This window comes from Tabrizicola sp. YIM 78059, from assembly GCF_004959785.1.
Classification (GTDB): domain Bacteria; phylum Pseudomonadota; class Alphaproteobacteria; order Rhodobacterales; family Rhodobacteraceae; genus Tabrizicola; species Tabrizicola caldifontis.
This window is the reverse complement of record NZ_SJZH01000013.1, coordinates 22,663-47,676: the sequence shown is the minus strand read 5'-3', so window position 1 is coordinate 47,676 and position 25,014 is coordinate 22,663. Positions and strand designations below refer to the sequence as shown.

Below are 25,014 nucleotides of genomic sequence, written 5' to 3'. Positions count from 1 at the left end.
TGGGGGGCCTCCGGCGCGGGAATGACCCCGCGCTCGGGATCGTAGAACCCCATCTGCGGCACGGTCTTGTCGCCCATCACCGGGGCGGCGTAGATGCCGGCGGCCAGCGCCAGTTGAGCCAGCGCGGCATGGGCGGCGACGGCGCCCCCCTCGTCGCAGAGCGCCTGCAGCCGGCGCAGGGTCGATACGGGCAGGGTGGACAGTTCGTCCAGGCGCGGGTCGAGGCGGCCGTCGGCGGGCAGAACCGCCAGCGCCATGCCGTTGCGGCGGGCCAGATCCTGCAACGTAGCCAGTCCATAGGACCAGTAGGCCTCGCCCCCGATCAGGCGCACCAGCACCGCCTTCGCGCCGGACAGCGTGCGTTCGGCGTAGGTATCGACCGAGACGGGATGTTTCAGCGCGACAAGGTTGGCCAGCCGCACCGAAGGCGCGTCGCCCGCGCGCGACATGCGTTCATAGCCCGCCGCGAAGGCGCCGAGGTCGCTGTCGGAGAAGGACAGCACCACCAGATCGGCCGGTTCCTGGCCAAGGTCGAAGGGCGTCTCGGTTTCCTCCAGCCCGTGGCTTTCGCGGAAGACGACATGCATCGCTCAGGCCTCCGATAGGGGCGAGCCCCCCCACCCTGCGCCTCCCACACGGCAGGGGGAGGGAGCTGCCAGGTGCCCGAGGCATGGGATAGGGCGATCCATAGTGTCAGGCCCCCAGAACCCTGCGGATCGCGGCTTCGTCAATGTCGTCATGCTCGGCGATCACCACCAGCTGCGACCGGCGGGGCGCATCGCCCCAGGGGCGGTCGTATTGCAGGCGAACGCGGGCGCCGACGGCCTGCACCAGAAGGCGCAAGGGTTTGCCGGCCACCGCGACATGGCCCTTGACGCGCAGGATGTTCAGCTCCTCGGCCAGGCGGCGGATCGCGGCGGCCATGGCCTCGGGGTCGGCGATCTCCGGCAGGTCGATCACCACGCTGTCGAAATCCTCGTGTTCGTGATCGTCGGCGCCATCATGATGCGACGGGCGGGCGGCCAGGTCGTCTTCGGCCGCAGCGTTCAGGCCCAGCACAACACGCGGGTCGATAACGCCTTCGGTCATCGGCAGCATCGGTACCGGGCGGTTCAGTTCCGCCGCGATCACCTCTTTCGCCGCGGCAAGCCCCGCTTCTCCGGCCAGGTCGGCCTTGGACAAAAGGATCAGGTCAGCACAAAGGATCTGGTCCTCGAAGACTTCGGACAAGGGCGTTTCGTGGTCGAGGCTGGGATCGGCGGCGCGCTGGGCCTCGACCGCCGCGACATCAGGAGCAAAGCGCCCGGCGGCCACCGCCTCGGCATCGGCAAGGGCGATGACCCCGTCCACCGTGATGCGGCTGCGGATCGCGGGCCAGTCGAAGGCCTTCAGCAGGGGCTTGGGCAGGGCAAGGCCCGAGGTCTCGATCAGGATGTGGTCGGGCCGCTGCGGCAGGGCCATCAGCTGCTCGATCGTCGGGATGAAGTCGTCGGCGACGGTGCAGCAGATGCAGCCGTTGGCAAGCTCGACAATGTTTTCCGCCGGGCACATCTCATCCGCGCAGGATTTCAGGATGTCCCCGTCCACGCCCACGGTGCCGAATTCGTTCACCAGGATCGCCAGCCGCCTGCCTTGCGGGTTCTGCATCAGGTGGCGGATCAGCGTGGTCTTCCCCGCGCCAAGGAAGCCGGTGATCACGGTGACGGGAATCTTGGTAAGGTCGGTCATGGATTGGGCTCCAGAGGCGGGATGCGGGCGATGCTCTGCTTGCGAAACACGGTTGGGCGGTCGCGCCAGGGCACGATTCCATCGGCGGTGGCGGCATATCTGCGGGCGCCTTCCAGGATTGCAGGCACATCGTCAAGGGCCAGGCGGCCATAGACGTAGGACCAGGCGCCGGGCTTGCTGAGCGAAACGGTACAGCCGTTGTCGCAGGCCGAAAGACATTCGACCGCGACGATGCGCACGCCCTCGGGCGCACCGGCAGCCAGAAGCGCGGCATGAAGCCGCGATCCGGGGCGGGGGGCGCCCTCGGGCACCGGTTCCCCGGCCTTGCAGGTGGTGCAGACGTAAAGGGTCGCGCCCGTCATTGCCCGTCCTTCAGGCGAATGGGGTGGGCCAGCGAGGGGCGACCCCGAACCTGGGACCGCCAATCACCGGTCGCGGAACACCCCGTCCGCCGGTTACCTTCCCGCGCTGGCAGGTCTCCCGGCTTGCGGATACAGGGTTTCCCCAGCGGTCCCCGCCTTCCCGGCTGATCGCCAGTGGCCATGGAACCTCTCCGGTCACGGTCGCGGGGGCGGCTGCCTGGGTCGCTTCCGACCTGTCGCATTCCCTCTTCGCCTGTCATAGACAGGAACCAGCGCCCGTCCACCTGTGGCAGATGGGCCCCCAATGTCAAGGACACGACCGACCATGACCGAAGCTGATGCGACACCCGCGGCTGACGAGCTTGCCCGCCACGCGCAGAAGATGGCCAAGAAGAAGGCCGCGCGCGACCGGATGATGGCAGGAAAGGCAGGCGAAAAGGGGCTGATCATCGTCCATACCGGGGCGGGGAAGGGCAAGTCATCCAGCGGCTTCGGGATGATCCTGCGCTGCATCGCGCACGGGATGCCCTGCGCGGTCGTGCAGTTCATCAAGGGCGCCTGGGACACGGGCGAACGGCGGCTCCTGACGACGCATTTCTCCGACCTCTGCCAGTTCCACGCGATGGGTGAGGGCTTCACCTGGGAAACCCAGGACAAGGCGCGGGACATCGCGGCGGCCCGGGCAGGGTGGGACAAGGCGAAGGAGCTGATCCGCGACCCGAAGATCCGCATGGTCCTGCTGGACGAGATAAACATCGCGCTGCGCTATGATTACCTGGACATCGGCGAGGTGCTGGAGTTCCTGAGGACGGAGAAGCCGCCGCTGACCCATGTGGTCCTGACCGGACGCAACGCGACGGACGAACTGATCGAGGCCGCCGACCTGGTAACGGAAATGACCTTGGTCAAGCATCCGTTCCGGGCGGGCATCAAGGGCCAGCCGGGAGTGGAGTTCTAGCCGCGGTCGTCATTGTGGGAACGGATGCCGATCGCGGGCATCCGCGTTGCGGACCGGGGGCCACCTGCCCCCGAACCCCCGGCGATAGTTGTGCAGACAGGAAGCAGAAGGCAGGTCGGAAACCCCACTGCCAGGCTATCCTGCCGGTGGGGTGTCTTCCCCTCTGACGGTCATCGGCGTCCCCGCCTGTACCGCAGGAAAGGCAATTGCCGATTCGGATAAACGGACCATCAATGCCAAGGTCTTCCTCTCTGCACAAATATCCTCGGGGGGTGAGGCGCGCAGCGCCGAGGGGGCAGACGGCCCCCCTGCGCTGTCGATCGCAGGCAATGCGCCGGGCTAGCGCGAGCCGGCCAGCCGCAGCAGGGCCGCACAATCCAGATGCGCCGCAAGGTGGTCTGCGAGCGCATCAAGCGTCTCTGCGAGGTTCTGGTCATAGCTGCCCCCCCCTGGCACCGCGCCGAGGCTGGCAAGAAATGCGCGACGGAAGGCGTCGGCGCTGAACATCCCGTGCAGGTAACTGCCCATTACCCTGCCGTCGGCGCGCATGGCACCTTCAGGTTGGCCCTGCACAGTGAACATGGGCCGGGCACGGTCGGGCCCCTCGGTACAGCCCAGGTGGATTTCATAGCCCCGCACCTCGGTGCCCGAAGCGGGGTGGACCGCAGCGGTTTCCGTGACGCGCTTGTCTGGGGTCATGGTGGTCGTCACATCCAGAAGTCCCAGGCCCGCAACGCACGCCGGTTTGCCCTCGATGCCCTCGGGGTCGGCGATTTCGCGCCCCAGCATCTGATAGCCGCCGCAAAGACCCAGCACCCGTGCCCCCCGGCGCAGGGCGGCGGCAAGGTCGATGTCCCAGCCTTGAGAACGGAAATGGGTCAGGTCGGCGATGGTGGCCTTCGATCCGGGCAGGATGATCAGGTCGGCCTCGACCGGAAGGGGCTGGCCGGGACTGACGATCCGCAGGGTGACGCCGGGCTCCTGCGCCAGCGGGTCGAGGTCGTCGAAATTGGCAATGCGGTTGAGATGCGGGACGGCGATGAGAAAGTCGCCGCTTCCCCGTGTTCCGCCCAGATCCGCGGCGTCCTCGGCGGGCAGGCGGTGGGCATCCGGGAACCAGGGCACGACACCCAGGCCGGGCCAGCCGGTGCGGGTCTCGATCAGGCGGTAGCCGTCGTCGAAGAGCCGCGGGTCGCCACGGAACTTGTTGATCAGAAAGCCCCGGATCATCGCGGCATCGGCGGGGTCGAGCACGGCCTGGGTGCCCACAAGCTGGGCGATGACGCCACCGCGGTCGATGTCGCCGGCCAGCACCACCGGCACGTCGGCGGCGCGGGCAAAGCCCATGTTGGCGATGTCGCCCGCGCGCAGGTTGACTTCGGCCGGGCTGCCAGCGCCTTCGACGATCACGAGGTCAGCCTCGGCCTGCAGGCGGTTGAAGCTGTCCAGCACCGGGGCCATCAGCTGCGGCTTCAGCGCGGCATAGTCGCGCGCCTTGACCGTGGTCAGGCGGCGACCCTGCACGATGACCTGGGCGCCGGTCTCCGATTCGGGCTTCAGGAGGACCGGGTTCATGTCCACATGGGGGCGGACCCCGCAGGCGCGGGCCTGCAGGGCCTGGGCGCGGCCGATCTCGCCCCCAACCGCAACGGCGGCGTTGTTCGACATGTTCTGCGGCTTGAAGGGCCGCACGGTCAGGCCCTGGCGGGTGAAATGGCGACACAGCCCGGCGACAAGAAGCGACTTGCCCACGTTCGAGCCTGCCCCCTGAATCATGATCCGCGCGGATCGCTTCCGGATGTCCTGCACTTTCGGTCACTCCATGACCCGGCGATGCTTCGGCGCGTGCTGCGGAAAGGTCAAGGCGCGATGCGTGCGGCCGCCTGCGCCACCAGATCTTCGACGGGGCCGGCGATGTCCAGCGTGATCGCCTCGTCGGGTCCGGGCGGCTCCAACGCGGCGAACTGGCTGTCGAGCAGCGCGGGCGGCATGTAATGGCCAGTCCGGGCTGCCATTCGCGCGGCTATCAGGTCGGGATCGCCCGTCAGATGGACAAAGGTTACCGGCCCGCCCGCCCCTGCGCGGATCCGGTCGCGATAGGCCCGTTTCAGGGCAGAGCAACCCACGATCACCGGTGCCTGATGTCGCAGCACCGCGGTCACCCGATCCAGCCAGGGCCAGCGGTCGGCATCGGTCAGCGGAATGCCGGCGCGCATCCTGTCCACGTTTTGCTGGGGATGCAGGTCATCCCCGTCGCGGTAGGGCATGCCCAACCGGGCCGCCAACGCCCTTCCGACCGAGGTCTTGCCGCAGCCCGAAACACCCATGATGACGATTCGCCTCACAGCGACACCGATATCCCGCCATCGACATAAAGGATGTGGCCGTTGACGAAGCTTGCCGCATCCGACGCCAGGAAGATGCAGGCACCCTTCAGCTCTTCCACCCTGCCCCAGCGTCCGGCAGGGGTGCGCTTCACCAGCCAGTCGGAAAACGCCGGGTCGGCCACCAGCGCGGCATTGAGCGGCGTGTCGAAATAGCCTGGGGCGATGGCATTGCAGGTCAGGCCGTGCCGCGCCCAGTCGGTCGCCATGCCCTTGGTCAGGTTGCCCACGGCCCCCTTGGTTGCGGTGTAGGGTGCAATTCCTGGCCGTGCCAGCGCGGTCTGCACGGATGCGATGTTGATGATCCGTCCCCGCCCGCGCGCGATCATGTGCCTGGCGACGGCTTGTCCGACATAAAAGACAGAGGCGATGTTCGTCTGCATCAGCCGCTCAAAGGCCTCGGGCGGGAAATCCTCCAGCGGCGCGCGGTGCTGGATGCCAGCGTTGTTTACCAGAATGTCAATGGGCTTTCCTGCGGCCTCGAATCCGTCCACCGCCGCGCGCACGGCGGCATGGTCGGTCACATCGAAGACCAGAGCCTCGGCCCCCGGAAGGCGCGCGGCCGCAGCCCGTGCGCGGTCTGGATCGCGTCCGTTGATCACAACCTGCGCCCCGGCCTCGGCAAGACCCTGTGCCAGGGCAAAGCCGATCCCTTGCGATGCCCCGGTTACCAGGGCGCGGCAGCCAGTCAGATCGAACAGCGGATGGGACATGGTGCCTCCGGGCATGGTCAGCGCCAGGTTTCGGCTTGACCGGGGCGCTGTCAGGATGAAGCTAGCGCTAACGGAGGTGCCCCATGACCGCAAGCCCAAGCTGGTATCAGGCCGTTGATCCGGTCTTTTCGTCCTATGTGCTGTTCAACGCCCCCCTGAAGAAGCTGGCCGAGGGCTTCGACTGGGCGGAAGGTCCGGTCTGGTTCGGCGATCACCAGTGTCTGTTGTTCTCTGACATCCCGAACAACCGCATCCTGCGCTGGAGCGAGGGCGGCCTGACCACCTTCCGCGCGCCGTCGAATTACGCCAATGGCCATACGCGCGACCGCGAAGGGCGTCTGATTTCCTGCGAGCACGGGCTGCGGCGCGTGACGCGGACCGAATGGGATGGTTCCATCACCGTCATCGCCGACAGCTACCGGGGCAAGCCGCTGAACAGCCCGAACGATGTGGTCGTGGCCCGCGACGGGGCGATCTGGTTCACAGACCCGCATTACGGGATCATCACCGATTACGAAGGCTTCCGGGGCGAACAGGAACTGCCCTGTTCGGTCTATCGCGTCGATCCCGACGGCAGCATCGAGGCGGTGATCACCGACATGGCCTGCCCGAACGGGCTGGCGTTCAGCCCGGACGAAGGCCTGCTTTACGTCGCCGATACCGGTCGTGCGTTCAGCGGCGATCCGCAGCACATCCTGGTGTTCGACATGTCGTCGGGGCGACCGCGGGGCGGGCGGGTGTTCCACAAGATCGAGCCGGGCTGCGCCGACGGCATCCGGGTTGATTCGGATGGCAACCTCTGGTCCTCGGCCCGGGACGGGGTGCATTGCATCCACCCGGACGGGCATCTGATGGGCAGGATCCTCGTGCCCGAGACCGTGTCGAACCTCTGCTTCGGGGGCCGGGCGAAGCATCGGCTGTTCATCACCGCGACGACCGGGCTCTACTCGGTCGTGCTGAACCGCAGGGGGGTTCAATGGCCGTGAAACCGCAGCTCGGCCTGATCGGCCTTGGCACCATGGGTGCGGCCCTGGCGCTGAACATCGCCGAAAAGGGCTTTCCGATCGCAGTCTGGAACCGCACTGCCAGCGTGACGCGCCGCTTCCATTCTGCGGCGGGGGCGCTGGCAGAACGGATCGTGCCGGCCGAGACCCTGGCCGATCTGGTCGCCGCAATGGCCGCGCCAAGGGCAATCATCCTGATGGTTCCCGCCGGAGAAACCGTCGATGCCCAGCTTTCCGCCCTGGCCCCGCTTCTGGGTCCGCAGGATCTGGTCATCGACGCAGGCAATGCGAATTTCCACGATACCGACCGCCGCGCCGCGGCGGGATGGCCCTTCCGCTTCATGGGCATCGGCGTATCGGGCGGCGAGGCAGGCGCGCGCCACGGGCCGGCGATCATGGCCGGGGGCAAGCCCGAGGACTGGGCGCGAATGGCACCGGTGCTGCGGGCGATTGCTGCAAGGGCCGAGGACGGCACACCCTGCGCCGATCACATGGGCGAAGGGGGCGCGGGCCATTTCGTCAAGATGGTACACAACGGCATAGAATATGCCGACATGCAGATGATCGCCGAGGTCTACGGCATCATGCGCGACGGCCTGGCAATGGCTGCGCCCGAAATCGCGCCGGTCTTTGCCCGCTGGAACGAAGGGGTGCTGCGGTCCTATCTGGTCGAGATCTCGGCCGCGGTCGCGGCGGCGCGCGATCCGGTCACGGGCGGGCCGATGCTGGACATGATCGTGGACGCGGCGGGGCAGAAGGGCACCGGGCGGTGGACCGCGATCGAGGCCCAGCATCTGGGCGCCCCGATCCCGGTGATCGAGGCCGCCGTCATGGCGCGCAACGTCTCGGCCCGCCGGGCCGAGCGGGCGGTGGGCGAGGCGCTTTACGGCCCCGCACCCGAACCGGCGGTCGTGCCGCTGGAGGATCTGGAACAGGCACTGATCGCCGGCAAGATCCTGTGTTATGCGCAGGGCTTTGCCATGATGCGGGCGGCGGCGGAAAGCTTCGGCTGGGCGCTGGACATGCCGGCGATCGCCCGGGTCTGGCGCGCTGGCTGCATCATCCGCTCGGCCATGCTGAACGACATGGCCGAAGCCCTGGCCGAAGACCCCGGTCGCAACCTGATCCTGGCACCCTTCTTCGCCAACACCCTGCGCCGCGGCCTGCCGGCCCTGCGCCGTGTCGTTGCAGCCGGCGCGCTGCATGGCCAGGGCCTGCCTGCCCTTTCGGCAGGTCTGGCCTGGTTCGACATGATGCGCACGGCGCGCGGCACCGCCGACATGATCCAGGCCCAACGAGATTACTTCGGTCTGCATGGCTTCCAGCGGCGCGACGGCCTGGACCGCCCGCACGGCCCCTGGGCGGAAGGCTGAACCCTGTTCTGGCGGGATGCCGGGCAGGTTCTCGGGCCCGTAGGGCACCATCGCCGGGGCTGGTATCAGGTCTGCCTTCGTCCTCCCATCACGCCGCGCTTGCCCGCACGACCTCGGGCCAGGTGGTCGCTGCCGTCGCAGGCCAGGCGGGCCACACCCGGCACATCGGGAAGGATGGTCACGACCGGGCGCCCGCCGCAGGCGAGGTCGGCAAGCGACGCTTGGATAAGGGGGGCGTCCGGGGCGCCCATGATCACCGCACCAAGGGGCAAGCGTCGCGTGGCGGCACCGATGGCGGCGGGGGTGCCGTCGTTCATCAGGATGCGCTGAATGGCGATCCAGCTGTCCGGAAGTCGCACCAGACGCCGGAATTTCCACTGCCATCCGGGCCACGAAGGGACGTTCCGCCCGGGCCAGAACTTCATGGGTCCGCAGGTGACTGGCAGGCAGGATGCGGTTCTGGCCCGGTTCCCGCGCCGCCATCAGCATACCCCGGCGCAAGTCCCCGCCCACGATGCCGCGGTTGATCGGCACGCGGTCCGCCCTGGCCGTGACAACCCCGACACAACGCGCGGCGCAGGGTCCTGTCACGGGCTGCGGCCGGATCAGGATCCTTCGGACAGGCAGTCGGCGATGGTTTCGGCCATGCCGCGCAACAGGGCGGCATAGGCATCCGGCCCCGGCTCCAGGGTCGAACCCACGGGATCGAGCGCCCCCCCCACACGCACGCCCGTCCCCTCGGCCATCTGCGTCACCAGCGCGGGGTCATGCTGCGCCTCGGGGAAGATGCACAGCGCGCCGCCCGCCTCCAGTGTGGCGCGCAACTGCTTCAGCCGCTGCGCCCCTGGCGAGGCCGCGTCACCCAGCGCAATGCTGCCAGCCAGGGCAAGCCCGTAATGATCGGCAAAATAGTCGTATGCCGCGTGAAAGGTCACGATGGGGCGGTCCTTCACCGGCGCGAGGATCGCGGCAACCTCGGCATCCAGCGCGACGATCTGCTCTGCCGCGGCCGACGCATTCGCGGCATAGGTCGCGGCGTTGCCGGGGTCCAGCCGCGACAGGTCCTCCGCGATAAGGCCCAGCCAGTGCCGCCCGTTGGCGGGATCCAGCCAGGCATGCGGGTCGATGCCGTCATGGGCATGGCCGTGATCATCGTGATCGTGGTCATGCCCATGATCATGTCCCCCAGCCGGATCGCCGTATGCGCGGGCAAAGGTGCCCGGCGCGTCAAGCAGGCCCAGAACCGCCGCGCCCTCGGGCCGGGTCATCAGGGCACTGTCCAGCCACGGTGTCAGCTCCGGCCCGATCCACACCACCAGATCGGCGCCCGCCACCGACGCCGCCTGACTGGGGCGCAACTGGAAATCGTGTTCATCCGCGCCACGCGCCAGAAGAAGCTCAGGCTGCCCGAGCTCGCCCATGACCTGGGCCACCAGAGCATGAACGGGTGGTATGTCGGTCACCACCGACGGCACTTCGGCAAGGGCCGGGGCGCTGGCCAAGGCGAATGTCATGATATAACGCATGTCGGGCCTTTCACTTCGTCTGGCCGCCTCTATGTATGTTATATTATAACAGGTCAACCCCGATCATGGCCCTTGCCCGGAAACCCGCCGACCCCCTTCACGCCTTTGCGGCCCATGACCACGGCCATTGTTCGCGCGATGCGCTGGCCCGGGCCGAGGCGATCACCACGGCGGCCGGAGCGCGGCTGACGCCCGTGCGCCGCCGGGCGCTTGAGATCCTGCTCGAAGACCACCGTGCGCTGGGCGCCTATGACGTGCTGAACCGGCTGGCTGGGGAAGGCTTCGGCAACCAGCCCCCCGTCGCCTATCGCGCGCTGGAATTCCTTGTCGCACATGGGCTTGCCCACCGCATCCAGCGGCTGAACGCCTTTACCGCCTGCACCCATATCGGCAAGGCGCATTCGCCCGCCTTCCTGATCTGCCGCAGCTGTTCGACCGTGGCCGAGGCCGCCGCCGGCGCGATCCGCACCGCACTGGACGCGGCGGCCGACGAACAGGGCTTTGTCGTCGAAATGTCCACCATCGAGGCACTGGGCCTCTGCCCAGCCTGCCGGAGTGCCGCAGCATGAGCAGCCTGATCGCCGCAGATCGTATCTGTGTCCGCTTTGGCGAGGACGAGGTGCTGCATGATGTCAGCCTCCAGATCTCTCCGGGCGAGATCGTGACGATTCTCGGGCCAAACGGGTCGGGCAAGTCCACGCTTTTGCGGGCGCTTCTGGGTATTGTTCCGGTGGCCGAGGGGCGCATCCTTCGGCAGGCTGGGCTGCGCGTGGGCTATGTGCCGCAACGGCTGACCATCGACCGGACCATGCCGATCACCGTGCGCCGTTTCCTGTCGCTGCCGGTGCGGGTGACGGATGCCGAGGCAGATGCCGCCCTGGTGCGCGTGGGCATGGCCGGGCATGGACAGGACCAGATGATCGCGCTGTCAGGCGGGCAGTTGCAACGGGTGCTTCTGGCCCGTGCCCTGCTGGGCAAGCCACAGGTCCTGATGCTGGACGAACCCACGCAGGGTCTGGACCAGCCGGGCGAAGCCGCCTTCTACCGGCTGATCGAGCAGGTCCGCCGCGAGACTGGTGCCGCGGTGCTGATGGTCAGCCATGACCTGCATGTGGTGATGGCTGCCAGCGACCGCGTAATCTGCCTGAACGGCCATATCTGCTGCGAAGGTGCGCCGCGCGTCGTGTCCACCGCGCCGGAATACCGGGCACTGTTCGGGTTGGGCACACAGGGGGCGCTTGCGCTCTATCGCCACGAACACGATCACGAACACCGGCCCGAGGACGGCCACCACCATCACCCCCACGACCACGGCCATCACCATGCTTGACGATTTCCTGGTTCGGGCAGGGCTTGCTGCGGTGGGTCTGTCGCTGGCGACCGGCCCGCTGGGCGCCTTCGTCGTGTGGCGGCGGATGGCCTATTTCGGCGACGCGACCGCCCATGCCGCCGTGCTGGGCGTGGCTCTGGCCCTGGCGATCGACCTGCCCATCGGGCTGGGTACGCTGGTTGTGGCGCTGGCGATGGCGGTCACAGTGGCGGGGCTTTCGGCGCGAGGCTGGGCGATGGACACGACGCTCGGCGTGCTTGCGCATTCGGCGCTGGCCTTCGGTCTGGTTGCGGTCAGCTTCTTTCCTACGGTGCGTACCGATCTGTCGGCCTACCTGTTCGGCGACATCCTGGCGGTCAGCAAGGCGGAACTGGGCCTCGTCTGGCTGGGGTCGCTGGCGGTGCTGGCCCTGCTGGTCTGGCGCTGGTCGGCGCTTCTGACCAGCACGCTTTCCGAAGACCTCGCCCATGCCGCCGGCCTGCGCCCCGACCGAGAGCGTCTGGTCCTGGTCGTGGCGCTGGCCCTGGTCGTGGCCGTCGCGCTGAAGATCGTCGGCGCGTTGCTGATCGCGGCCATGCTGATCATCCCTGCCGCCGCCGCCCGCAGCCTGGCCCGCACGCCCGAGGCGATGGCGGGCCTTGCCGTCCTGATCGGCGCAATCGCCGGGCTGGGTGGCCTGGGGCTTTCGCTGTGGCAGGACACACCGACCGGGCCATCGATCGTGGTGATGGCGACAGGGCTGTTTGCGGTCGGGGCCCTGGTCCGCCGGGCCTGACCGGCAGAAATTTTCCCCCCGACTGCCCGAAGCCTGCCGCATTTCCCGGTTAGGCCCGGACGAAGGTGATGCAAGGGGATGTCCGGTGCTTCGGCTGTTGGGTTTTCTGCTGTTCGTGGCGGTGGGCGGCGGGGGGCTGTTGTTCATCGACTACAACAATGCCCGCAATGCCGCGGCGGCCCGGGGCGACCAGGCGTTGACCCTTGCGGCATATCTGGAAACGGTCACCGATCGCATCGGCAACGCAACGGCCCTCGCCGGGGTCGCCGGCATGTCGCGCTCGCTGGAACAGATGCTGCCGGCTGCGCCCGACGGCTGGACCGTCCGCGCCGCCGCCACCGAGGATCTGGCCGACTTCCTTCCGAAGAAGGGGGCGAAGGTCGACAGGAAGGCGCGCGATCAGGTTGCCGCCGTCGGCAGCACGAAGGCCGTGAACGGCGCCGAGGTCGTGATCCGCACCTACGAGCGCGGTGATCGCCGGGTCGTGATCCAGGCGATCCGCTACCCCGACCGGATCTTCACCGATCCCGATGCCGCCGAAGAAAGGTTCCGCCTGCGCATCGAAGCGGCAGAGCGTCGCGGCCGCCCGTTCATGACGGTTCGCGGCCTTGATATCGCCGAGGAATTCCCGGGCGAGGGAATCCGGGCCCGCTACTTCTCGGCCAATGTCGGCGGACAGATCCAGATCCGGGTACTTGCGACCAAGCGCATGAAGGACAAGGAGCTGATCCCCTTCTTCGAAACGCTGCATGTGCAGGCGATGAATGCCGCGGTCGTCGACAAGGTGGAGGGGCTGGGGGAGGTGCCGGTGATCCTGCTGGTCTCGGCGATGAAGGCCAACGAACGCGAAGCCTACGAGGCCGACCGCGCCCGGCGGTCGGAGGAAGCGGTGATGCTGGCCCGCAGCCTGCGCGAGGCAGATGCCGCAAGGGCCGGGTCAGTCAGGAAACCGGCCGCCAAACCGACAGAAGGCTTTGCTGCCGACTGCACCAAGGGCGCGGGCGGCATCAAGCGGTGCAGCGTCGCCTCGGGCGACTAGCGGGCGCAGACGGCATCCTGCCGGGGCGGCCTGACACGCCCGCGGGTCCGCCCCCCGATCTTCGATCACGTCGTCATGCGCCGAAGCCGCCGCCCCGCAAGGAAGGCGGCGTTTCACCTTGGCGGCCCACGGCAGATGCGGGCCGCAGAGCTAGAAGGTCAGCCCTGAAAAGCGCGACGGGTTCTGCGGCACCCCTGGCAGCACACAGAGCATTTCATACAGGATGTTCGCCCCGATCAGCGCGGTGTTGCCACTGGGATCGTATGGCGGCGAGACCTCGACCAGATCGCCGCCGACAATGTTCAGCCCAGCGCAGCCCCGGATGATCTCCAGCGCCTGCCAGGTGGTCAGCCCGCCCGGTTCCACCGTACCGGTGCCTGGGGCGAAGGCGGAATCGAGGCTGTCGATGTCATAGGAAATGTAGACCGGCGCATCACCGATCCTTTCCCGCACGATCTGCATCAGGGGGGTGAGGGATTTGTGCCAACATTCCTCGGCCTGCACCACTGTCCAGCCCTGACCGCGCGCCCAGTCGAAATCCTCTGGCGCGTAGCCGGTGCCGCGCAGGCCGATCTGGAACACCTTGTCGTTCAGAAGGCAGCCGTCCTCCCATGCGCGGCGGAAGGGGCAGCCGTGGGCCACGGTTTCGCCGAACATGGTTTCGTTGATGTCGGCGTGGGCATCGATGTGGATCAGCGCGACGGGGCCGTGACGTTCCTTCATCGCGCGCAGGATCGGCCAGGTCAGCGTGTGGTCCCCGCCCAGCGTCAGCGGGATGGCGCCGTGCGAAAGGACCCCGCGGTAATGGGCAGTGATGATGTCGACCGATTTCTTCAGATCGAAGGTGTTGATGGCCACATCGCCCAGATCGGCGACTTGCAGATGATCGAAGGGGGCCGCGCCGGTGGCCATGTTGTAGGGGCGCAGCATGCGGGATTCGTCGCGGATCTGACGGGGGCCAAGCCGCGTGCCGGGGCGGTTCGATGTGCCATGATCCATGGGCACGCCGATGAAGGCCACATCCAGCCCTTCCGCGCTGGTCGCGGCTGGCAGGCGCATCATCGTTGCCGGGCCGCCGAAGCGCGGCATCTCGTTGCCGCCAAGGGGTTGGTTGAAGCGGGTCATCCTGTCCTCACGTCCTGGGTGCAGCGGCCAGAATCCGGCGCACCTCTTCATCATCAAGCTGCGGGAAGCTTGCATAGTGCAGACCGACCGCGGTGAATTCGCGTGGCATGTACAGGCACACCACCTGATCGGCCAGCGTTTCCATCGCCGCAACCACATCGGGCGGCGCGACTGGCGCGGCGACGATCACCTGTGCGGGCTTGTCCGCCCGGACCGCCGCAATGGCCGCGCGCATCGTGGCGCCGGTTGCGATGCCGTCATCGACCAGCACCACGGTCTTGCCCCTCAGCGCGCCGGGGGCGAGCCGCCCGCCCCAAAGCTTGCGCCGCCGTTCCAGTTCCACCCGCTGCGGGGCGGCCTGCGCCTCGATCGTGTCGCGGTCAATGCCGAAGGCTGCGACCAGTTCTTCGTTCAGCACCATCGTCTGCCCGCCAGGCCCGGCAATCGCGCCCAGCGCCAGTTCCGGGTTGCCCGGCATGCCGATCTTGCGCACCAGCACGAGGTCAAGCGGCGCCCCAAGCGCCCGGGCGACCTCGTCGGCGACGGGCAGGCCACCGCGCGGCAGGGCTAGGACGACCACATCCGTTCCGGCCAGGGGCGCCAGCCGTTCGGCCAGTGCGCGGCCTGCGGCGCGGCGGTCGGCGAAGGCAGTCATCGTCCCTTTTCCTTCAGCCAGGCGGTGATGATCTCTTGGTGCCGTTCGCCGGAATAGCTGGGGAAATGTCCGCCATGCACCACGCGCACCGGCAGACGCAGAAGGCGCTCCATCGAGGTGATGTACTGCCAGCGTTCAAGGTCGCTCGTGCCCTCGATCAGCTCGCCGTCATAGACGATGTCGCCCGAGAACAGGATGCCCGTCGCCGCCTCCCACAAGGCAATCCCGCCGGGGGAATGGCCGGGGGTGTGGATCACCTCGAACTGCCGGTCGCCCAGGTCGATCACGTCACCATCCCACAGGATGCGGCTCACCGGCGCGGCCTGAACCGTGTAGGTTTCCGACCGGTAGGGTTCGGGCGGCAGTGCCGTGAAGATGTCGTCGGTCACATACTTGTCGGCCAAGGTGTTCTCCCGTGTGGGGGCACGCAGAAGATGGGCCTCGGCGGCGTGGCACAGCCGGCAGGGAAATTCGTGGTGCAGGCCGACATGGTCGAAATGCGTATGGCTGGCCACTGCCTGAAGCGGGCGTTCGGTGACCAGCGGGACCTGGTCGCGCAAGCTGACCACGCCCATGCCGCTGTCAACCAGCATGTCGCTGTCGCGGCCCCGAACGTGCCAGACGTTGCAGCGATAGAATTCGCGGATGTGGGGTTCGTCGATATGGGTGACGCCATCACCCACCGACCGCACGCGCCACCAGTCTTCCGGCCTCGCCCTCATTCCGTCAGCACCACATGACTATCGGCGCCAAGGTCGAGCACCCTGCCCTCCTCGACAATTTGAGATTGCGGCAGATGTACCACCAGCCGCAAGTCCGGCGCAGCAAGCGGGCTGACATGGGCGCGGACGTGAGTGCCGAAGAAGGCGGCGTCCCGCACCGTGCAGGGCCCGACATGCAGCGAACCCGTTGGGGTCATCGCCTCGGGTCGGATGCACAGGATGCCGTCGGCCACAGGAACGGGCCCAAAGGGTGCGCGGCCGTTACGAACGGGAATCCGGTTGATTTCCCCCATGAAGCCGGCGGTGAACAGGGTTTTCGGATGCAGATAGACCTCGCGCGGGGGGCCGTGATCCTCGATCCGACCGCCGTTCATCACAACGATCCGGTCGGCGATGGCCATGGCCTCTTCCTGGTCATGGGTGACATGGACAAAGGTCGTCCCGACCCGACGCTGGATCGCCTTCAGCTCGTCCTGCATCTGGCGGCGCAACTTCAGGTCCAGCGCACCCAGCGGCTCGTCCAGAAGCAGCACGTCCGGCTCCACCGCCAGCGCACGGGCAAGTGCCACACGCTGCCGCTGCCCGCCCGACAGTTCATGCGGGCGTCGATCGCCGCGCCCCTCTAGCCCGACCAGCGCCAGCATGGCGTCGGCCTTCCGCGCCCGATCAGCGCGGGGCACGCCGCGCATGCGCAGACCAAAGGCCACGTTGTCGCGCAGGCTCATGTGCGGAAACAGCGCATAGTCCTGGAACACGGTCGTCGTGGGCCGGTCCTTCGGCGCCGCGCCCGTCATGTCGCGCCCGCCGATCAGGACGCGACCCGAGGTCGGCTCGGCAAAGCCGCCAATTATGTTCAGAAGCGTGGTCTTGCCGCAGCCGGACGGCCCCAGCAGCACGACGAACTCGCCTGCCGCGATCTCCAGGCTGACATCGTTCAGGGCAAGCGCCGCGCCATAGCGTTGCGACACGGACTGGATCGAGACGGAAGCGGTCATTTGGCCCTTCTGAAGACAAGCAGTTCGAGAAGGATCACCAGCGTCACCGAGACGAGGAACACCAGTGAGCCCACGGCATTGGTGGCCGGCGAAAGGCCGGATCGCAGCATCGACCAGATCTCGACCGGCAGGGTGACATCGAAGCGGGTCAGGAGGAAGGCGATGATGAATTCGTCCCAGCTGAAGGTGACCGACAGGAAGAAGGCCGCGGCCAGGGGGGCAGAGAGCATGGGGGCAGAGATCAGCAGCAGCACCTTCCATTCCGGCGCGCCAAGGTCGCGGGCCGCGCGTTCGGCGGCCTTCTGGTGGTCGCCCATCGCGGCGTAGGTGATGGCAAAGCACAGCGGAAGGTTGATGACGACATGGCCGATCCCGGCCGTCCAGAGTGACAGACGGATGCCGGTCTGGGTATACAGGTTCAGAAGGCCCAGCGCGATGATCAGATAGCTGACGGTCAGCGGCGCGATCAGGACACCGCGCATCAGGGCCGAACCCGGCAACCGGACGCGGGCCAGCGCGTGGGCGGCAAGGAAGCCGAGGATCAGGGCGACTGTCGAAGAGACAACCGCGACCACCAGCGAGTTCCACAGCGCGGCCATAAGTTTGCCATCGGCAAGAACCTTGGCATACCAGTCGAGCGTAACGCCCCGGAACGGCGGAACCGGCAGGCGACCGTCCTGAAAACTGAACACGACCAGCACCACGACGGGCAGGAACACGAACACATAGGCCGCGGCGAGATAGGCCCAGGCGAGATGGCGCATCACGATCCTCCCATCCGACCGGGTGCCCCCCAACCCCATCCCCTCCCCACGAAGGTGGAGGGGAGGCGCGGACAGCAACAGCTTGACAGACCAGTGGTGTCGGGCAGCGGGCGGAGGGCCGGAAAGACATGTGGCTCCCCTCCACCGCGTGGGGAGGGGATGGGGTTGAGGGAATGGACAGGATGGCCCATCATACCCGGTCCAGCCGCAACCAGCGGCTGCTCGTGACATAGGCCAGTGTCACCACCGCCATCAGGATGACGGACAGGGCCGAAGCCAGCGGGAAGTTCCCGCTGCGGCCCAGTTGCAGCATGATCAGCTGCGGCAGGGTCAGTTCCGCGTTACCCCCCAGGATCTGCGGGGTGATGTAGTCGCCGATGCACAGCACGAAGGTCAGGAAGGCACCGGTCACCACCCCCGGCAGGGTCAGCGGCAGGATGACATGGGCAAAGGTCTGCCAGCGACCGGCCCCCAGGTCCTGCGCGGCACGGGCATAGTTGGGCGACAGCTGGATCAGGTTCGCATAGATGGTCAGCGTCAGCAGCATGACGAAGAAATGCACGAAGCCGATCACCGTGGCGGCCCGGGTTGATGCGATCTGCAATGGCTCTGCAATCAGCCCCAGGCCCAGCAAGGTCTGATTCACCACCCCGTTCTGCCCCAGCACCAGAAGCCAGGAATAGGACCGCACGACGTAGGAGGTCCAGAACGGCAGGACTGCCAGCAGAAGCGCCAGTCTCTGCCAACGGACCGGCACCCGGAAGGCGATGATTGCCGCAAGCGGATAGGCGAGAACGATGGATATCACCGTCACGACCGCCGTGATCTCGAGGCTGTTGATCAGCGCCTTGAGCATCGTCCAGTCGGTGAAGATGCGGACATAGTTGCCTGCATCAAAGCCGTGCACGATCTGCCGCCCTTCCATGTGCGCGAAGGAAAGGGCAACCATCCCGAGGAACGGCAGGATGAAGAAGGCCGCCGTCCAGAGCAGCGCCGGGGCCAGAAGGCCCCAGGCAAGGCGGCGGTCACGGGCGGCGAGGCTCACTGGTTCAGCATCTCTGTCCAAAGATCCTGCATCGCGGTGTCAAGCGCGGCATCGGGGATCGGGTAAAGCTGGGCACGCGACAGGTATTCCGGCTGCCGGTCCCAGCGCAGGATCGCCTTTGCCTCATCGTCCAGCAGGTCGCCGGCCTTGGCATTCGCCGGCATGCCCCAATAGCACGAACTGGTCGCCAGCGCCGCCTGGCCTTCGGGCGACACGATGTATTTCACGAATTCCAGCGCGAGGTCGGGCTGGGACGAGCCCGCCACCACCCCGATCGACTGCGCCCAGCGCAGCGCACCCTGTTTCGGGATCGTCCAGTCGAGGTTCGGATTTTCCGAGGCCAGCACAGCCGTCAACCATTCGCCGCCACCCACGACGATATCGACCTCTCCGGTGGCAAGCGCCGTCTGCGCCGCAACCACCTCGGACACCTGCTTCGACGCCTTGCGCAAAGCCATCAGCGGTTCGCGCAGCGTGGCAAGTGTATCGGCAGTGATATCGGCCGTATTCACCCCCTGGCCAAGCGCCACCAGGCCCAGCACCGGCAGATAATAGTCGTAGATCGCTATCCGCCCGTCATACTTGCCCGAAGTCAGGCTTGCCATGTCTTCCATGTCGGCCGGATCGACCTTCGACTTGTCGTAGGAGATGGTGTTGTAGCCGAACTTCTCGGTGACCGCGTAGGTCTTGCCGTCCACCACGTTGTTTTCGGCCATGACCAGCTCGGGGAAGAAATCGGCCGTCGGCAACTGGTCAGCGGGAAGTTCGGCCAGATGCCCGGCCTCGACCGCGCGCTTCACGTCGACAGCGTCGATCACCAGCACATCCCAGTCGCCGGGGCGCGACTGCTCCAGGATCGCAAGGCCCGCCGCGGTGCCTTCGTATTCCTTCAGGTTTACCTTGACGCCGAACTTTTCCTCGAAAGGCCTGATCAGGGCCGGGTCGGTGTGGTCACACCACACAAGCGCGTTCAGTTCCTGCGCCAGGCCGGGCGTGGCGGTCATAAGCAGGGCAAGGCAGGTGGCGGGAAGATTGCGGGCCATTGTCATCTCCATGTCTGGGGGCCTCTCGCGGGCACTTGAGAAAAGAAGTGAGTTCGTTCAATTTTGAAGTCAACATCAAATTATGGGCATCCTGGACGTTACATGACCGGACTGCGCGAAAGACAGAAGGCTGACCGCACGCGCCGGATCCTCGAGGCGGCATCGACGCTGTTCCGTGCGCAGGGCTATGACGCCGTCAGGATCGAGGACATAGCGGCAGCGGCAGAGGTATCGTCCGGCACCTGCTACAACTACTTCTCGACAAAGGGCGACATCCTGCTGGCCATCGTCTCGATGGAGGTGGAAGAGGTGGTCGAAGCCGGAGAAAGCGTTGTCGCCGATCCGCCGCCCGACATCGCGCAGGCGCTGGATGCGCTGATCCGCATCTATTACAACCATTCGCTGCACTACTTGTCAAAGGCGATGTGGCGCACGGCCATGGCCCTGTCGATCGGGGCGCCCGGCACGCCCTTTTCGCAGCGCTATACGGCGCTTGACGGTCTGCTGGCCGGGCAGGTCTGCGCCCTGATCGCGGCGCTGCGTCAGCGCGGCCTGGCAAGAGAGGATTTCGATGTTCAGGCCATGGGGCAGATCATCTTCAGTAGCCTGAACCAGCTGTTCATGGAATTCGTCAAGCAGGACGAGATGGCACTTTCCGACCTGCACCGGTCAAGCGCGGCCCAGACTGCAGCTCTTGCCATGCTGATGCGACGGTAGCGCCGGCCGCCATCCGGTCTTGCGCACATCCCGCGCAGCTGGCGGGAAGGGCGACGGCATGGGCGGCCCGGCCCTTCACTTTCGTCGCGTTCGTCGCGCGGGCAAAGGTCGCAATCCGCCCCCATGTCGTTTTCTGACGCCAAAGGTCGGGTGGACTTGCCCGGAATCCCGTCGCTCTGGCAGATAGGGGCAAACCTTCTGGGGAGTCCGTCCAATGAAAACCCATGTCAAAGCCCTTGTCGTCGGCGGCGGCGCAGTCGGCACCGGGATCGCCTATCACCTCGCCAAGGCCGGCTGGGACACCATGCTGGTCGAACGCGACGAGCTGACCGCGGGCTCCACCTGGCATGCCGCCGGGCTGCTGCCTTTGTTCAACATGTCCTACGCTACGACCCACATCCACAAGTATTCGGTGGATTTCTACAAGGGGCTTGAGGCCGAGACCGGGCTGAACCCCGGCTTCTATGTCGTCGGCAACCTGCGCATGGCCCAGACCCAGGCGCGGATGGACGAATACATGCTGTATTCGTCGGTCGCTGAAACCGCCGGGGTCTATCACGAATTCCTGACGCCGAAAGAGATCAAGGACCGCTGGCCGCTGGTGAGGACAGAGGATCTGGTCGGCGCGCTCTACCACCCGCAGGACGGCTACATCAACCCGGCCGACGTGACGCAGGCCATGGCCAAGGGCGCGCGCCAGTTGGGTGCCACGATCGAACGCAAGATCCAGGTCGATGGCTACCGCTGGACCGGCAGCGAATGGATCGTCTCCTGCACGCGGCTGGAAGACAAGGGCGGGATGCTGATCCCGACCGACGACCGCTTCGAGATCCGCGCCGAACATGTCGTCACCGCCACCGGCAACCATGCCCAGCGCACCGCGCGGCTGCTCGGGATCAAGATCCCCGCGATCCCGGTCGAACACCAGTATATCGTAACCGAGCCCGACCCGGCCCTTGTCGAATGGCGCAAGTCCAATCCCCAGCATCCGGTCCTGCGCGACGCCGACGCCAAGTGGTATGTGCGCGAGGAACGCGGCGGCTGGATCCTTGGCCCCTACGAAAAGGGCGCCCCCGCGCGCTTCCAGTACGGCGTCCCCGACAGCTTCCGCGCCGATCTCTTCCCGCTCGACCTGGAACGGATCGAGCAGGAATACATGTCCTTCATCCACCGGATCCCGTCTTCGGAAACCGTGGGACTGAAGGACGATTACAACGGCCCGATCTGCTATACCCCCGACGGCAACCCGCTGGTCGGCCCGGCCCCCGGACTGCGCAACATGTGGCTGGCCGAAGGCTTCAGCTTCGGCATTACCGCCGCGGGCGGCACGGGCTATTATCTCGCCCAGCTGATGACGGAGGGCGAGGCGGAAATCGACATGGCCTCCCTCGACCCCAAGCGCTACGGGTCATGGATGACCACGGAATACGCTTCGCGCAAGAACGAGGAATGCTATGCCCACGTCTTCATCCTGCACCACCCGGACGAGGAACGCGAAGCCTGCCGCCCCCTGCGCACCGCCCCGGCCTATGACCGGCAGAAGGAGATGGGCGCCCAGTTCGGCCAGGTGAACGGCTGGGAACGGCCCAACTACTATGGGCCCAAGGACGCGCCCGAGACCTTCGACCACGACGGGCGCAGCTTCCGCCGCGGCACCTGGTGGCCCTATGCGGTGGAAGAGGCGAAGGCGATCCGCAATGCGGTCGGCATCATCGACGCCTCGGCCTTCACCAAGCATCTGGTGCGCGGCCCGGGCGCCACGGCCTTCCTCGACCACTTCACCTGCAACAAGCTGCCGAACGTGGGCCGGATCAACCTGACCTACGCGCTGACCGACCACGGCACGACGCGCACCGAATACACCATCGTCCGGCTGAAACAGGACGAATACTACCTGATCTCCGCCGGGGCCTGGACGGCCTATGACGCGGATTTCCTGCTGAAATCGGCCGAGGACTGGATGGCGCAGGGCGGCGGGCACATCGACATCCACGACGTGACCACGCAATGGGGCGTCTTTGCCCTGGCCGGCCCCAACTCCCGCGCGCTTTTGAAGGAAATCGTCAAGGACGCCGATCCCGACACGGTGCTGGGCAACAAGCGCTTCCCCTGGCTTTCCTACCGCGACATCGAACTCGGCATGTGCCCGGTCCGCGCCGTCCGCGTGGCCTATACCGGGGAACTCGGCTGGGAACTGCACCATCCGATCGAATTCGGCCGCTATCTCTGGGATCTGCTCTGGTCGGTGGGCGAAAAGCACGGGCTGAAGGGCGTCGGCGCCCGGGCGCAGAACTGGCTGCGGCAGGAAAAGAGCTATCGCGCCTTCGGGTCCGAACTTGGCCGCGACGCCACCCCGCTGGAAGGTGGGCTCGACCGGTTCGTGGACCTGTCGAAGGACTTCCGCGGCAAGGCGAAGATGCTGGAGACCGGCATCCGCTTCAAATGCGTGACGCTTCTGATCGACGGCCCGGAGGACACCGATCCCTGGGGCAAGGAGGCGATCTTCCACGACGGGGTCAAGGTCGGTCGCCTGACCTCGGGCGGCTGGTCGGTCGCCTTCGGCAAGCAGATCGGCATGGGCTATGTCCACCCCGACCTGGCCACCCCCGGCCAGAAGCTGAAGGTGAAGATCCAGCTGAAGGAATGGGACGCAGTGGTGACCGAAGACAGCCCCTACGACCCGGCCAACGCGCGCATCCGCGTGGACGGCTAAGGGGATTGCAGCGCCGCAATCCGTGCGGATTGCGGCCATCGGCAAGTCTTCGCCGCCCGGCTTGAACCCTGGCCCCGGCATCTCCATTTCGTGGTGCCGGGAGTGGACGGATGACCCGACGCGAGCGCAGGTTCCAAAGACAGTTCGATGTGCTGGCACGTCTGATCCCGCCGTTGCGGGAACCCATGTCCCGTCTGCGGCGCGACAGCTGGTTCCCCGTGCGCTTTCCACTGGCCTTGCTGCTGATTGCCGGCAGTCTTCTGTCGTTTCTGCCCTTCCTCGGCCTGTGGATGCTGCCGCTGGGTCTGCTGCTCCTGGCCGTCGATCTGCCGGTTCTGCGCGAGCCGATCTCGGCCGCGATCATCCGGGCCCGGCGCCGGTTCCGTCGCTGGCGGCGCCACTGGCGAGCCGGCCGCGGCAAACCGTGATCCGCCTGTTGCATCCCTGTCGCACCATCGTGCGATCCATCCCCCCGGACCCAGAACCATGACACGGCGCGAGCGCAGATTTCACCGGCAGTTCGACGCGCTGGAGCGGTTGATCCCGCCCCTGCGTGTGCCGATGTCGCGGCTCAGGCGGGGCAGCTGGTTCCCGGTCCGATTTCCGCTGGCGATCCTGTTCACCTTCGGCGGCTTGCTGTGGTTCCTGCCGGTCTTCGGCCTGTGGATGCTGCCTGCGGGGCTGCTGTTGCTGGCCGTGGACCTGCCGCATCTGCGTGGTCCGATTTCGGCGCTTGTCATCCGTGGCCGATACAACGTGAAACGCTGGCTGCGCCGCTGGCGCGACCGGCGGGGTTAAAGCCGGCGCGCGCGCAGCCAGTCGGCCCAGGCCTGTTTCGTGCCGCCGAAGACGTTGATGTCGACCTGCCCGGCAATCCCGGGCACCACCCCGGTCGAGGTATATTGCCAGAACCGCCAGGCCCGGCCGTCATAGACACCATGCGGATGATCGGCGACCGATCGCAGCCAGAACTCTTCCCCCTCCATGCGCCACAACTGGCTGTCGTTGAAGAAATCGACTGTGGTGTAGATCAGGGGGCGCTGGCCATAGTGCCGTTCCACAAGATCCAGGAAGATGCGCGCCTCTTCACGGATGGTCGCCCCGTCGCGCCGGATGGTGCAGGTCGGGCTGAAGGGCGTCCATTCCATGTCCAGAACGGGCGGCAGCGCGCCGGGCGTGCGCGGGACATGCCGGATGAACCAGCGCGCCTGCTCCTCTGCCGGGCGGCAGTGGTAGAAGAAGTGATAGGCCCCGCGTTTCACCCCGGCAGCGCCGGCGCCCTGCCAATGGGCATGGAACATCGGATCCAGCATGTCGCCGCCCTCGGTCGCCTTAATGAAGGCGAAGTTCACCCCGTTTGCCCGGGCCGTGGGCCAGTCGATGCTGGTCTGATAGCGCGAGATGTCGATTCCATGCACCGGATAGCGATCGGGCGACCGGTCGGGCCAGGCCACCGGCCTCTCATCCGAAAAGTTCGACGACGTGACCGTGACCGTGTCCTGCGGGTCCGGGGCACGGTCCCGCTGCGTGCCGACGCAGGCCGACAGGGTCAGGGCAAGGGCGACGTGCAGAAGGCGGATCATCCCCTGATGCTGCCAAGCTACGCCGGCCCTGTCACCCCCGAATTTCCCGGTGTGGCGGAAAGTCCCCTCAGCCCCTGGCGGCCAATTCGTCCCAGCAGGCCAAGGCGTGGCCGGCATACATCAGCCCCGGCCCGCCGCCCATCTGGACCGCCATGGCCAGGACATCGCCCAGTTCCTCGCGGGTGGCTCCGGCCTTCATCAGCGCCTCGACGTGAAAGTTGATGCAGGGCTCGCAGCGCAGGACGACGGACATGCCAAGCGCGATGTATTCCTTTTCCTTCGCGCTCAGCGGGCCATTGTCCTTGACCGCTTTCGAAAGGGCGCCGAAGCCCTTGGCCGTTTCCGGCACCAGCGCATTCAGCGCCCGCAATTCACGGCGCATCCCGGTGATCTTCTCGTGATAGGTCGTTTCCGGCATCGGGGCCTCCATTCCTGGGCCCCGGATCGCACGGCCCGCCCG

General features: G+C 66.8%; 27 protein-coding genes, 1 pseudogene and 1 riboswitch. Of the genes and pseudogenes, 11 read left to right on the top strand and 17 right to left on the bottom strand.

Annotated elements, in window-relative coordinates; translation table 11 throughout:
• Window position 1: 1 nt before the first annotated feature.
• From cobN to EZM81_RS15040, 3 genes and pseudogenes are all read right to left on the bottom strand, one after another.
• Window positions 2-587 (bottom strand): annotated as a pseudogene (gene cobN, locus EZM81_RS15050) (cobaltochelatase subunit CobN); the annotation flags it as partial.
• Between the two features lie 106 nt (window positions 588-693).
• Complete coding sequence (cobW, locus tag EZM81_RS15045; RefSeq protein ID WP_135448356.1) at window positions 694-1,728, bottom strand: cobalamin biosynthesis protein CobW; 1,035 nt, start codon at window positions 1,726-1,728, stop codon at window positions 694-696.
• Window positions 1,725-2,090 (bottom strand): DUF1636 domain-containing protein, encoded by a 366-nt coding sequence (locus tag EZM81_RS15040; RefSeq protein ID WP_136646277.1) that lies wholly within the window; start codon window positions 2,088-2,090, stop codon window positions 1,725-1,727. Before EZM81_RS15040 ends, cobW begins: the two co-directional genes overlap by 4 nt.
• Before the next feature lie 90 nt (window positions 2,091-2,180).
• A riboswitch (cobalamin riboswitch) is annotated at window positions 2,181-2,379 on the bottom strand.
• A 36-nt stretch (window positions 2,380-2,415) separates the two neighbouring features.
• Here EZM81_RS15040 and cobO point away from each other — a divergent pair.
• Window positions 2,416-3,048 (top strand): cob(I)yrinic acid a,c-diamide adenosyltransferase, encoded by a 633-nt coding sequence (cobO, locus tag EZM81_RS15035; protein ID WP_136646276.1) that lies wholly within the window; start codon window positions 2,416-2,418, stop codon window positions 3,046-3,048.
• 339 nt (window positions 3,049-3,387) lie between these two features.
• Here cobO and EZM81_RS15030 read toward each other — a convergent pair whose 3' ends face one another.
• The 3 genes from EZM81_RS15030 to EZM81_RS15020 form a co-directional block, all read right to left on the bottom strand.
• Window positions 3,388-4,824: a cobyric acid synthase gene (locus tag EZM81_RS15030; protein ID WP_136646275.1), complete on the bottom strand. Its 1,437-nt coding sequence runs from the start codon at window positions 4,822-4,824 to the stop codon at window positions 3,388-3,390.
• Between the two features lie 83 nt (window positions 4,825-4,907).
• A complete protein-coding gene (locus EZM81_RS15025; RefSeq protein WP_248298237.1) occupies window positions 4,908-5,393 on the bottom strand; it encodes a gluconokinase in 486 nt (161 codons plus the stop codon).
• Window positions 5,390-6,145, bottom strand: a complete 756-nt coding sequence (locus tag EZM81_RS15020) for an SDR family oxidoreductase (RefSeq protein ID WP_136646274.1) — start codon at window positions 6,143-6,145, stop codon at window positions 5,390-5,392. Before EZM81_RS15020 ends, EZM81_RS15025 begins: the two co-directional genes overlap by 4 nt.
• An 83-nt stretch (window positions 6,146-6,228) precedes the next feature.
• Between EZM81_RS15020 and EZM81_RS15015 the strand changes: the two genes are divergently transcribed.
• On the top strand, window positions 6,229-7,131 hold the full coding sequence (locus EZM81_RS15015) for an SMP-30/gluconolactonase/LRE family protein (protein WP_135448367.1): 903 nt from the start codon (window positions 6,229-6,231) through the stop codon (window positions 7,129-7,131).
• Window positions 7,122-8,522 (top strand): NADP-dependent phosphogluconate dehydrogenase, encoded by a 1,401-nt coding sequence (gndA, locus tag EZM81_RS15010; RefSeq protein ID WP_136646273.1) that lies wholly within the window; start codon window positions 7,122-7,124, stop codon window positions 8,520-8,522. Before EZM81_RS15015 ends, gndA begins: the two co-directional genes overlap by 10 nt.
• A 65-nt stretch (window positions 8,523-8,587) precedes the next feature.
• Here gndA and EZM81_RS15005 read toward each other — a convergent pair whose 3' ends face one another.
• Window positions 8,588-8,839 carry a hypothetical protein gene (locus EZM81_RS15005; protein WP_169052387.1) on the bottom strand — a complete coding sequence of 84 codons (252 nt, stop codon included), beginning with the start codon at window positions 8,837-8,839 and terminating at the stop codon, window positions 8,588-8,590.
• Window positions 8,840-9,127: 288 nt separating this feature from the next.
• A complete protein-coding gene (locus EZM81_RS15000; RefSeq protein WP_136646271.1) occupies window positions 9,128-10,048 on the bottom strand; it encodes a zinc ABC transporter substrate-binding protein in 921 nt (306 codons plus the stop codon).
• A gap of 65 nt (window positions 10,049-10,113) precedes the next feature.
• Between EZM81_RS15000 and EZM81_RS14995 the strand changes: the two genes are divergently transcribed.
• From EZM81_RS14995 to EZM81_RS14980, 4 genes are all read left to right on the top strand, one after another.
• Window positions 10,114-10,617 carry a transcriptional repressor gene (locus tag EZM81_RS14995; RefSeq protein WP_136646270.1) on the top strand — a complete coding sequence of 168 codons (504 nt, stop codon included), beginning with the start codon at window positions 10,114-10,116 and terminating at the stop codon, window positions 10,615-10,617.
• A complete protein-coding gene (locus EZM81_RS14990) occupies window positions 10,614-11,378 on the top strand; it encodes a metal ABC transporter ATP-binding protein (RefSeq protein WP_136646269.1) in 765 nt (254 codons plus the stop codon). Before EZM81_RS14995 ends, EZM81_RS14990 begins: the two co-directional genes overlap by 4 nt.
• The gene (locus tag EZM81_RS14985; protein WP_135448473.1) at window positions 11,371-12,153 is read left to right on the top strand and encodes a metal ABC transporter permease; all 783 of its coding nucleotides are present in this window, start codon (window positions 11,371-11,373) and stop codon (window positions 12,151-12,153) included. The genes EZM81_RS14990 and EZM81_RS14985 overlap by 8 nt, the downstream gene beginning before the upstream one ends.
• A gap of 85 nt (window positions 12,154-12,238) precedes the next feature.
• Window positions 12,239-13,192: a hypothetical protein gene (locus EZM81_RS14980; RefSeq protein ID WP_136646268.1), complete on the top strand. Its 954-nt coding sequence runs from the start codon at window positions 12,239-12,241 to the stop codon at window positions 13,190-13,192.
• Window positions 13,193-13,342: 150 nt separating this feature from the next.
• Here EZM81_RS14980 and speB read toward each other — a convergent pair whose 3' ends face one another.
• The 7 genes from speB to EZM81_RS14945 form a co-directional block, all read right to left on the bottom strand.
• A complete protein-coding gene (speB, locus tag EZM81_RS14975; RefSeq protein ID WP_136646267.1) occupies window positions 13,343-14,317 on the bottom strand; it encodes an agmatinase in 975 nt (324 codons plus the stop codon).
• A gap of 7 nt (window positions 14,318-14,324) precedes the next feature.
• Window positions 14,325-14,972 carry a phosphoribosyltransferase gene (locus EZM81_RS14970; RefSeq protein WP_136646266.1) on the bottom strand — a complete coding sequence of 216 codons (648 nt, stop codon included), beginning with the start codon at window positions 14,970-14,972 and terminating at the stop codon, window positions 14,325-14,327.
• Window positions 14,969-15,694 (bottom strand): MBL fold metallo-hydrolase, encoded by a 726-nt coding sequence (locus tag EZM81_RS14965; protein ID WP_136646265.1) that lies wholly within the window; start codon window positions 15,692-15,694, stop codon window positions 14,969-14,971. Before EZM81_RS14965 ends, EZM81_RS14970 begins: the two co-directional genes overlap by 4 nt.
• Window positions 15,691-16,689 (bottom strand): ABC transporter ATP-binding protein, encoded by a 999-nt coding sequence (locus EZM81_RS18785; RefSeq protein ID WP_136646264.1) that lies wholly within the window; start codon window positions 16,687-16,689, stop codon window positions 15,691-15,693. The genes EZM81_RS14965 and EZM81_RS18785 overlap by 4 nt, the downstream gene beginning before the upstream one ends.
• Window positions 16,686-17,453, bottom strand: a complete 768-nt coding sequence (locus tag EZM81_RS14955; protein ID WP_135448391.1) for an ABC transporter permease — start codon at window positions 17,451-17,453, stop codon at window positions 16,686-16,688. The genes EZM81_RS18785 and EZM81_RS14955 overlap by 4 nt, the downstream gene beginning before the upstream one ends.
• Window positions 17,454-17,643: 190 nt before the next feature.
• Window positions 17,644-18,498 carry an ABC transporter permease gene (locus tag EZM81_RS14950; RefSeq protein WP_240783950.1) on the bottom strand — a complete coding sequence of 285 codons (855 nt, stop codon included), beginning with the start codon at window positions 18,496-18,498 and terminating at the stop codon, window positions 17,644-17,646.
• Window positions 18,495-19,541: an extracellular solute-binding protein gene (locus EZM81_RS14945; protein WP_205909955.1), complete on the bottom strand. Its 1,047-nt coding sequence runs from the start codon at window positions 19,539-19,541 to the stop codon at window positions 18,495-18,497. Before EZM81_RS14945 ends, EZM81_RS14950 begins: the two co-directional genes overlap by 4 nt.
• Before the next feature lie 102 nt (window positions 19,542-19,643).
• Here EZM81_RS14945 and EZM81_RS14940 point away from each other — a divergent pair, with 102 nt between their 5' ends.
• From EZM81_RS14940 to EZM81_RS14925, 4 genes are all read left to right on the top strand, one after another.
• Window positions 19,644-20,258: a TetR/AcrR family transcriptional regulator gene (locus EZM81_RS14940; protein WP_136646263.1), complete on the top strand. Its 615-nt coding sequence runs from the start codon at window positions 19,644-19,646 to the stop codon at window positions 20,256-20,258.
• A 214-nt stretch (window positions 20,259-20,472) separates the two neighbouring features.
• On the top strand, window positions 20,473-22,971 hold the full coding sequence (locus EZM81_RS14935) for an FAD-dependent oxidoreductase (protein WP_136646262.1): 2,499 nt from the start codon (window positions 20,473-20,475) through the stop codon (window positions 22,969-22,971).
• Window positions 22,972-23,081: 110 nt separating this feature from the next.
• On the top strand, window positions 23,082-23,399 hold the full coding sequence (locus EZM81_RS14930; RefSeq protein WP_136646261.1) for a hypothetical protein: 318 nt from the start codon (window positions 23,082-23,084) through the stop codon (window positions 23,397-23,399).
• A gap of 58 nt (window positions 23,400-23,457) precedes the next feature.
• Complete coding sequence (locus EZM81_RS14925; protein ID WP_135448401.1) at window positions 23,458-23,769, top strand: hypothetical protein; 312 nt, start codon at window positions 23,458-23,460, stop codon at window positions 23,767-23,769.
• Here EZM81_RS14925 and EZM81_RS14920 read toward each other — a convergent pair.
• Window positions 23,766-24,554, bottom strand: coding sequence for a GH25 family lysozyme (locus tag EZM81_RS14920; protein WP_136646260.1), 789 nt, complete (start codon window positions 24,552-24,554; stop codon window positions 23,766-23,768). The genes EZM81_RS14925 and EZM81_RS14920 overlap by 4 nt on opposite strands.
• Before the next feature lie 67 nt (window positions 24,555-24,621).
• Window positions 24,622-24,972 (bottom strand): carboxymuconolactone decarboxylase family protein, encoded by a 351-nt coding sequence (locus EZM81_RS14915; RefSeq protein ID WP_136646259.1) that lies wholly within the window; start codon window positions 24,970-24,972, stop codon window positions 24,622-24,624.
• Between the last annotated feature and the right edge of the window lie 42 nt (window positions 24,973-25,014).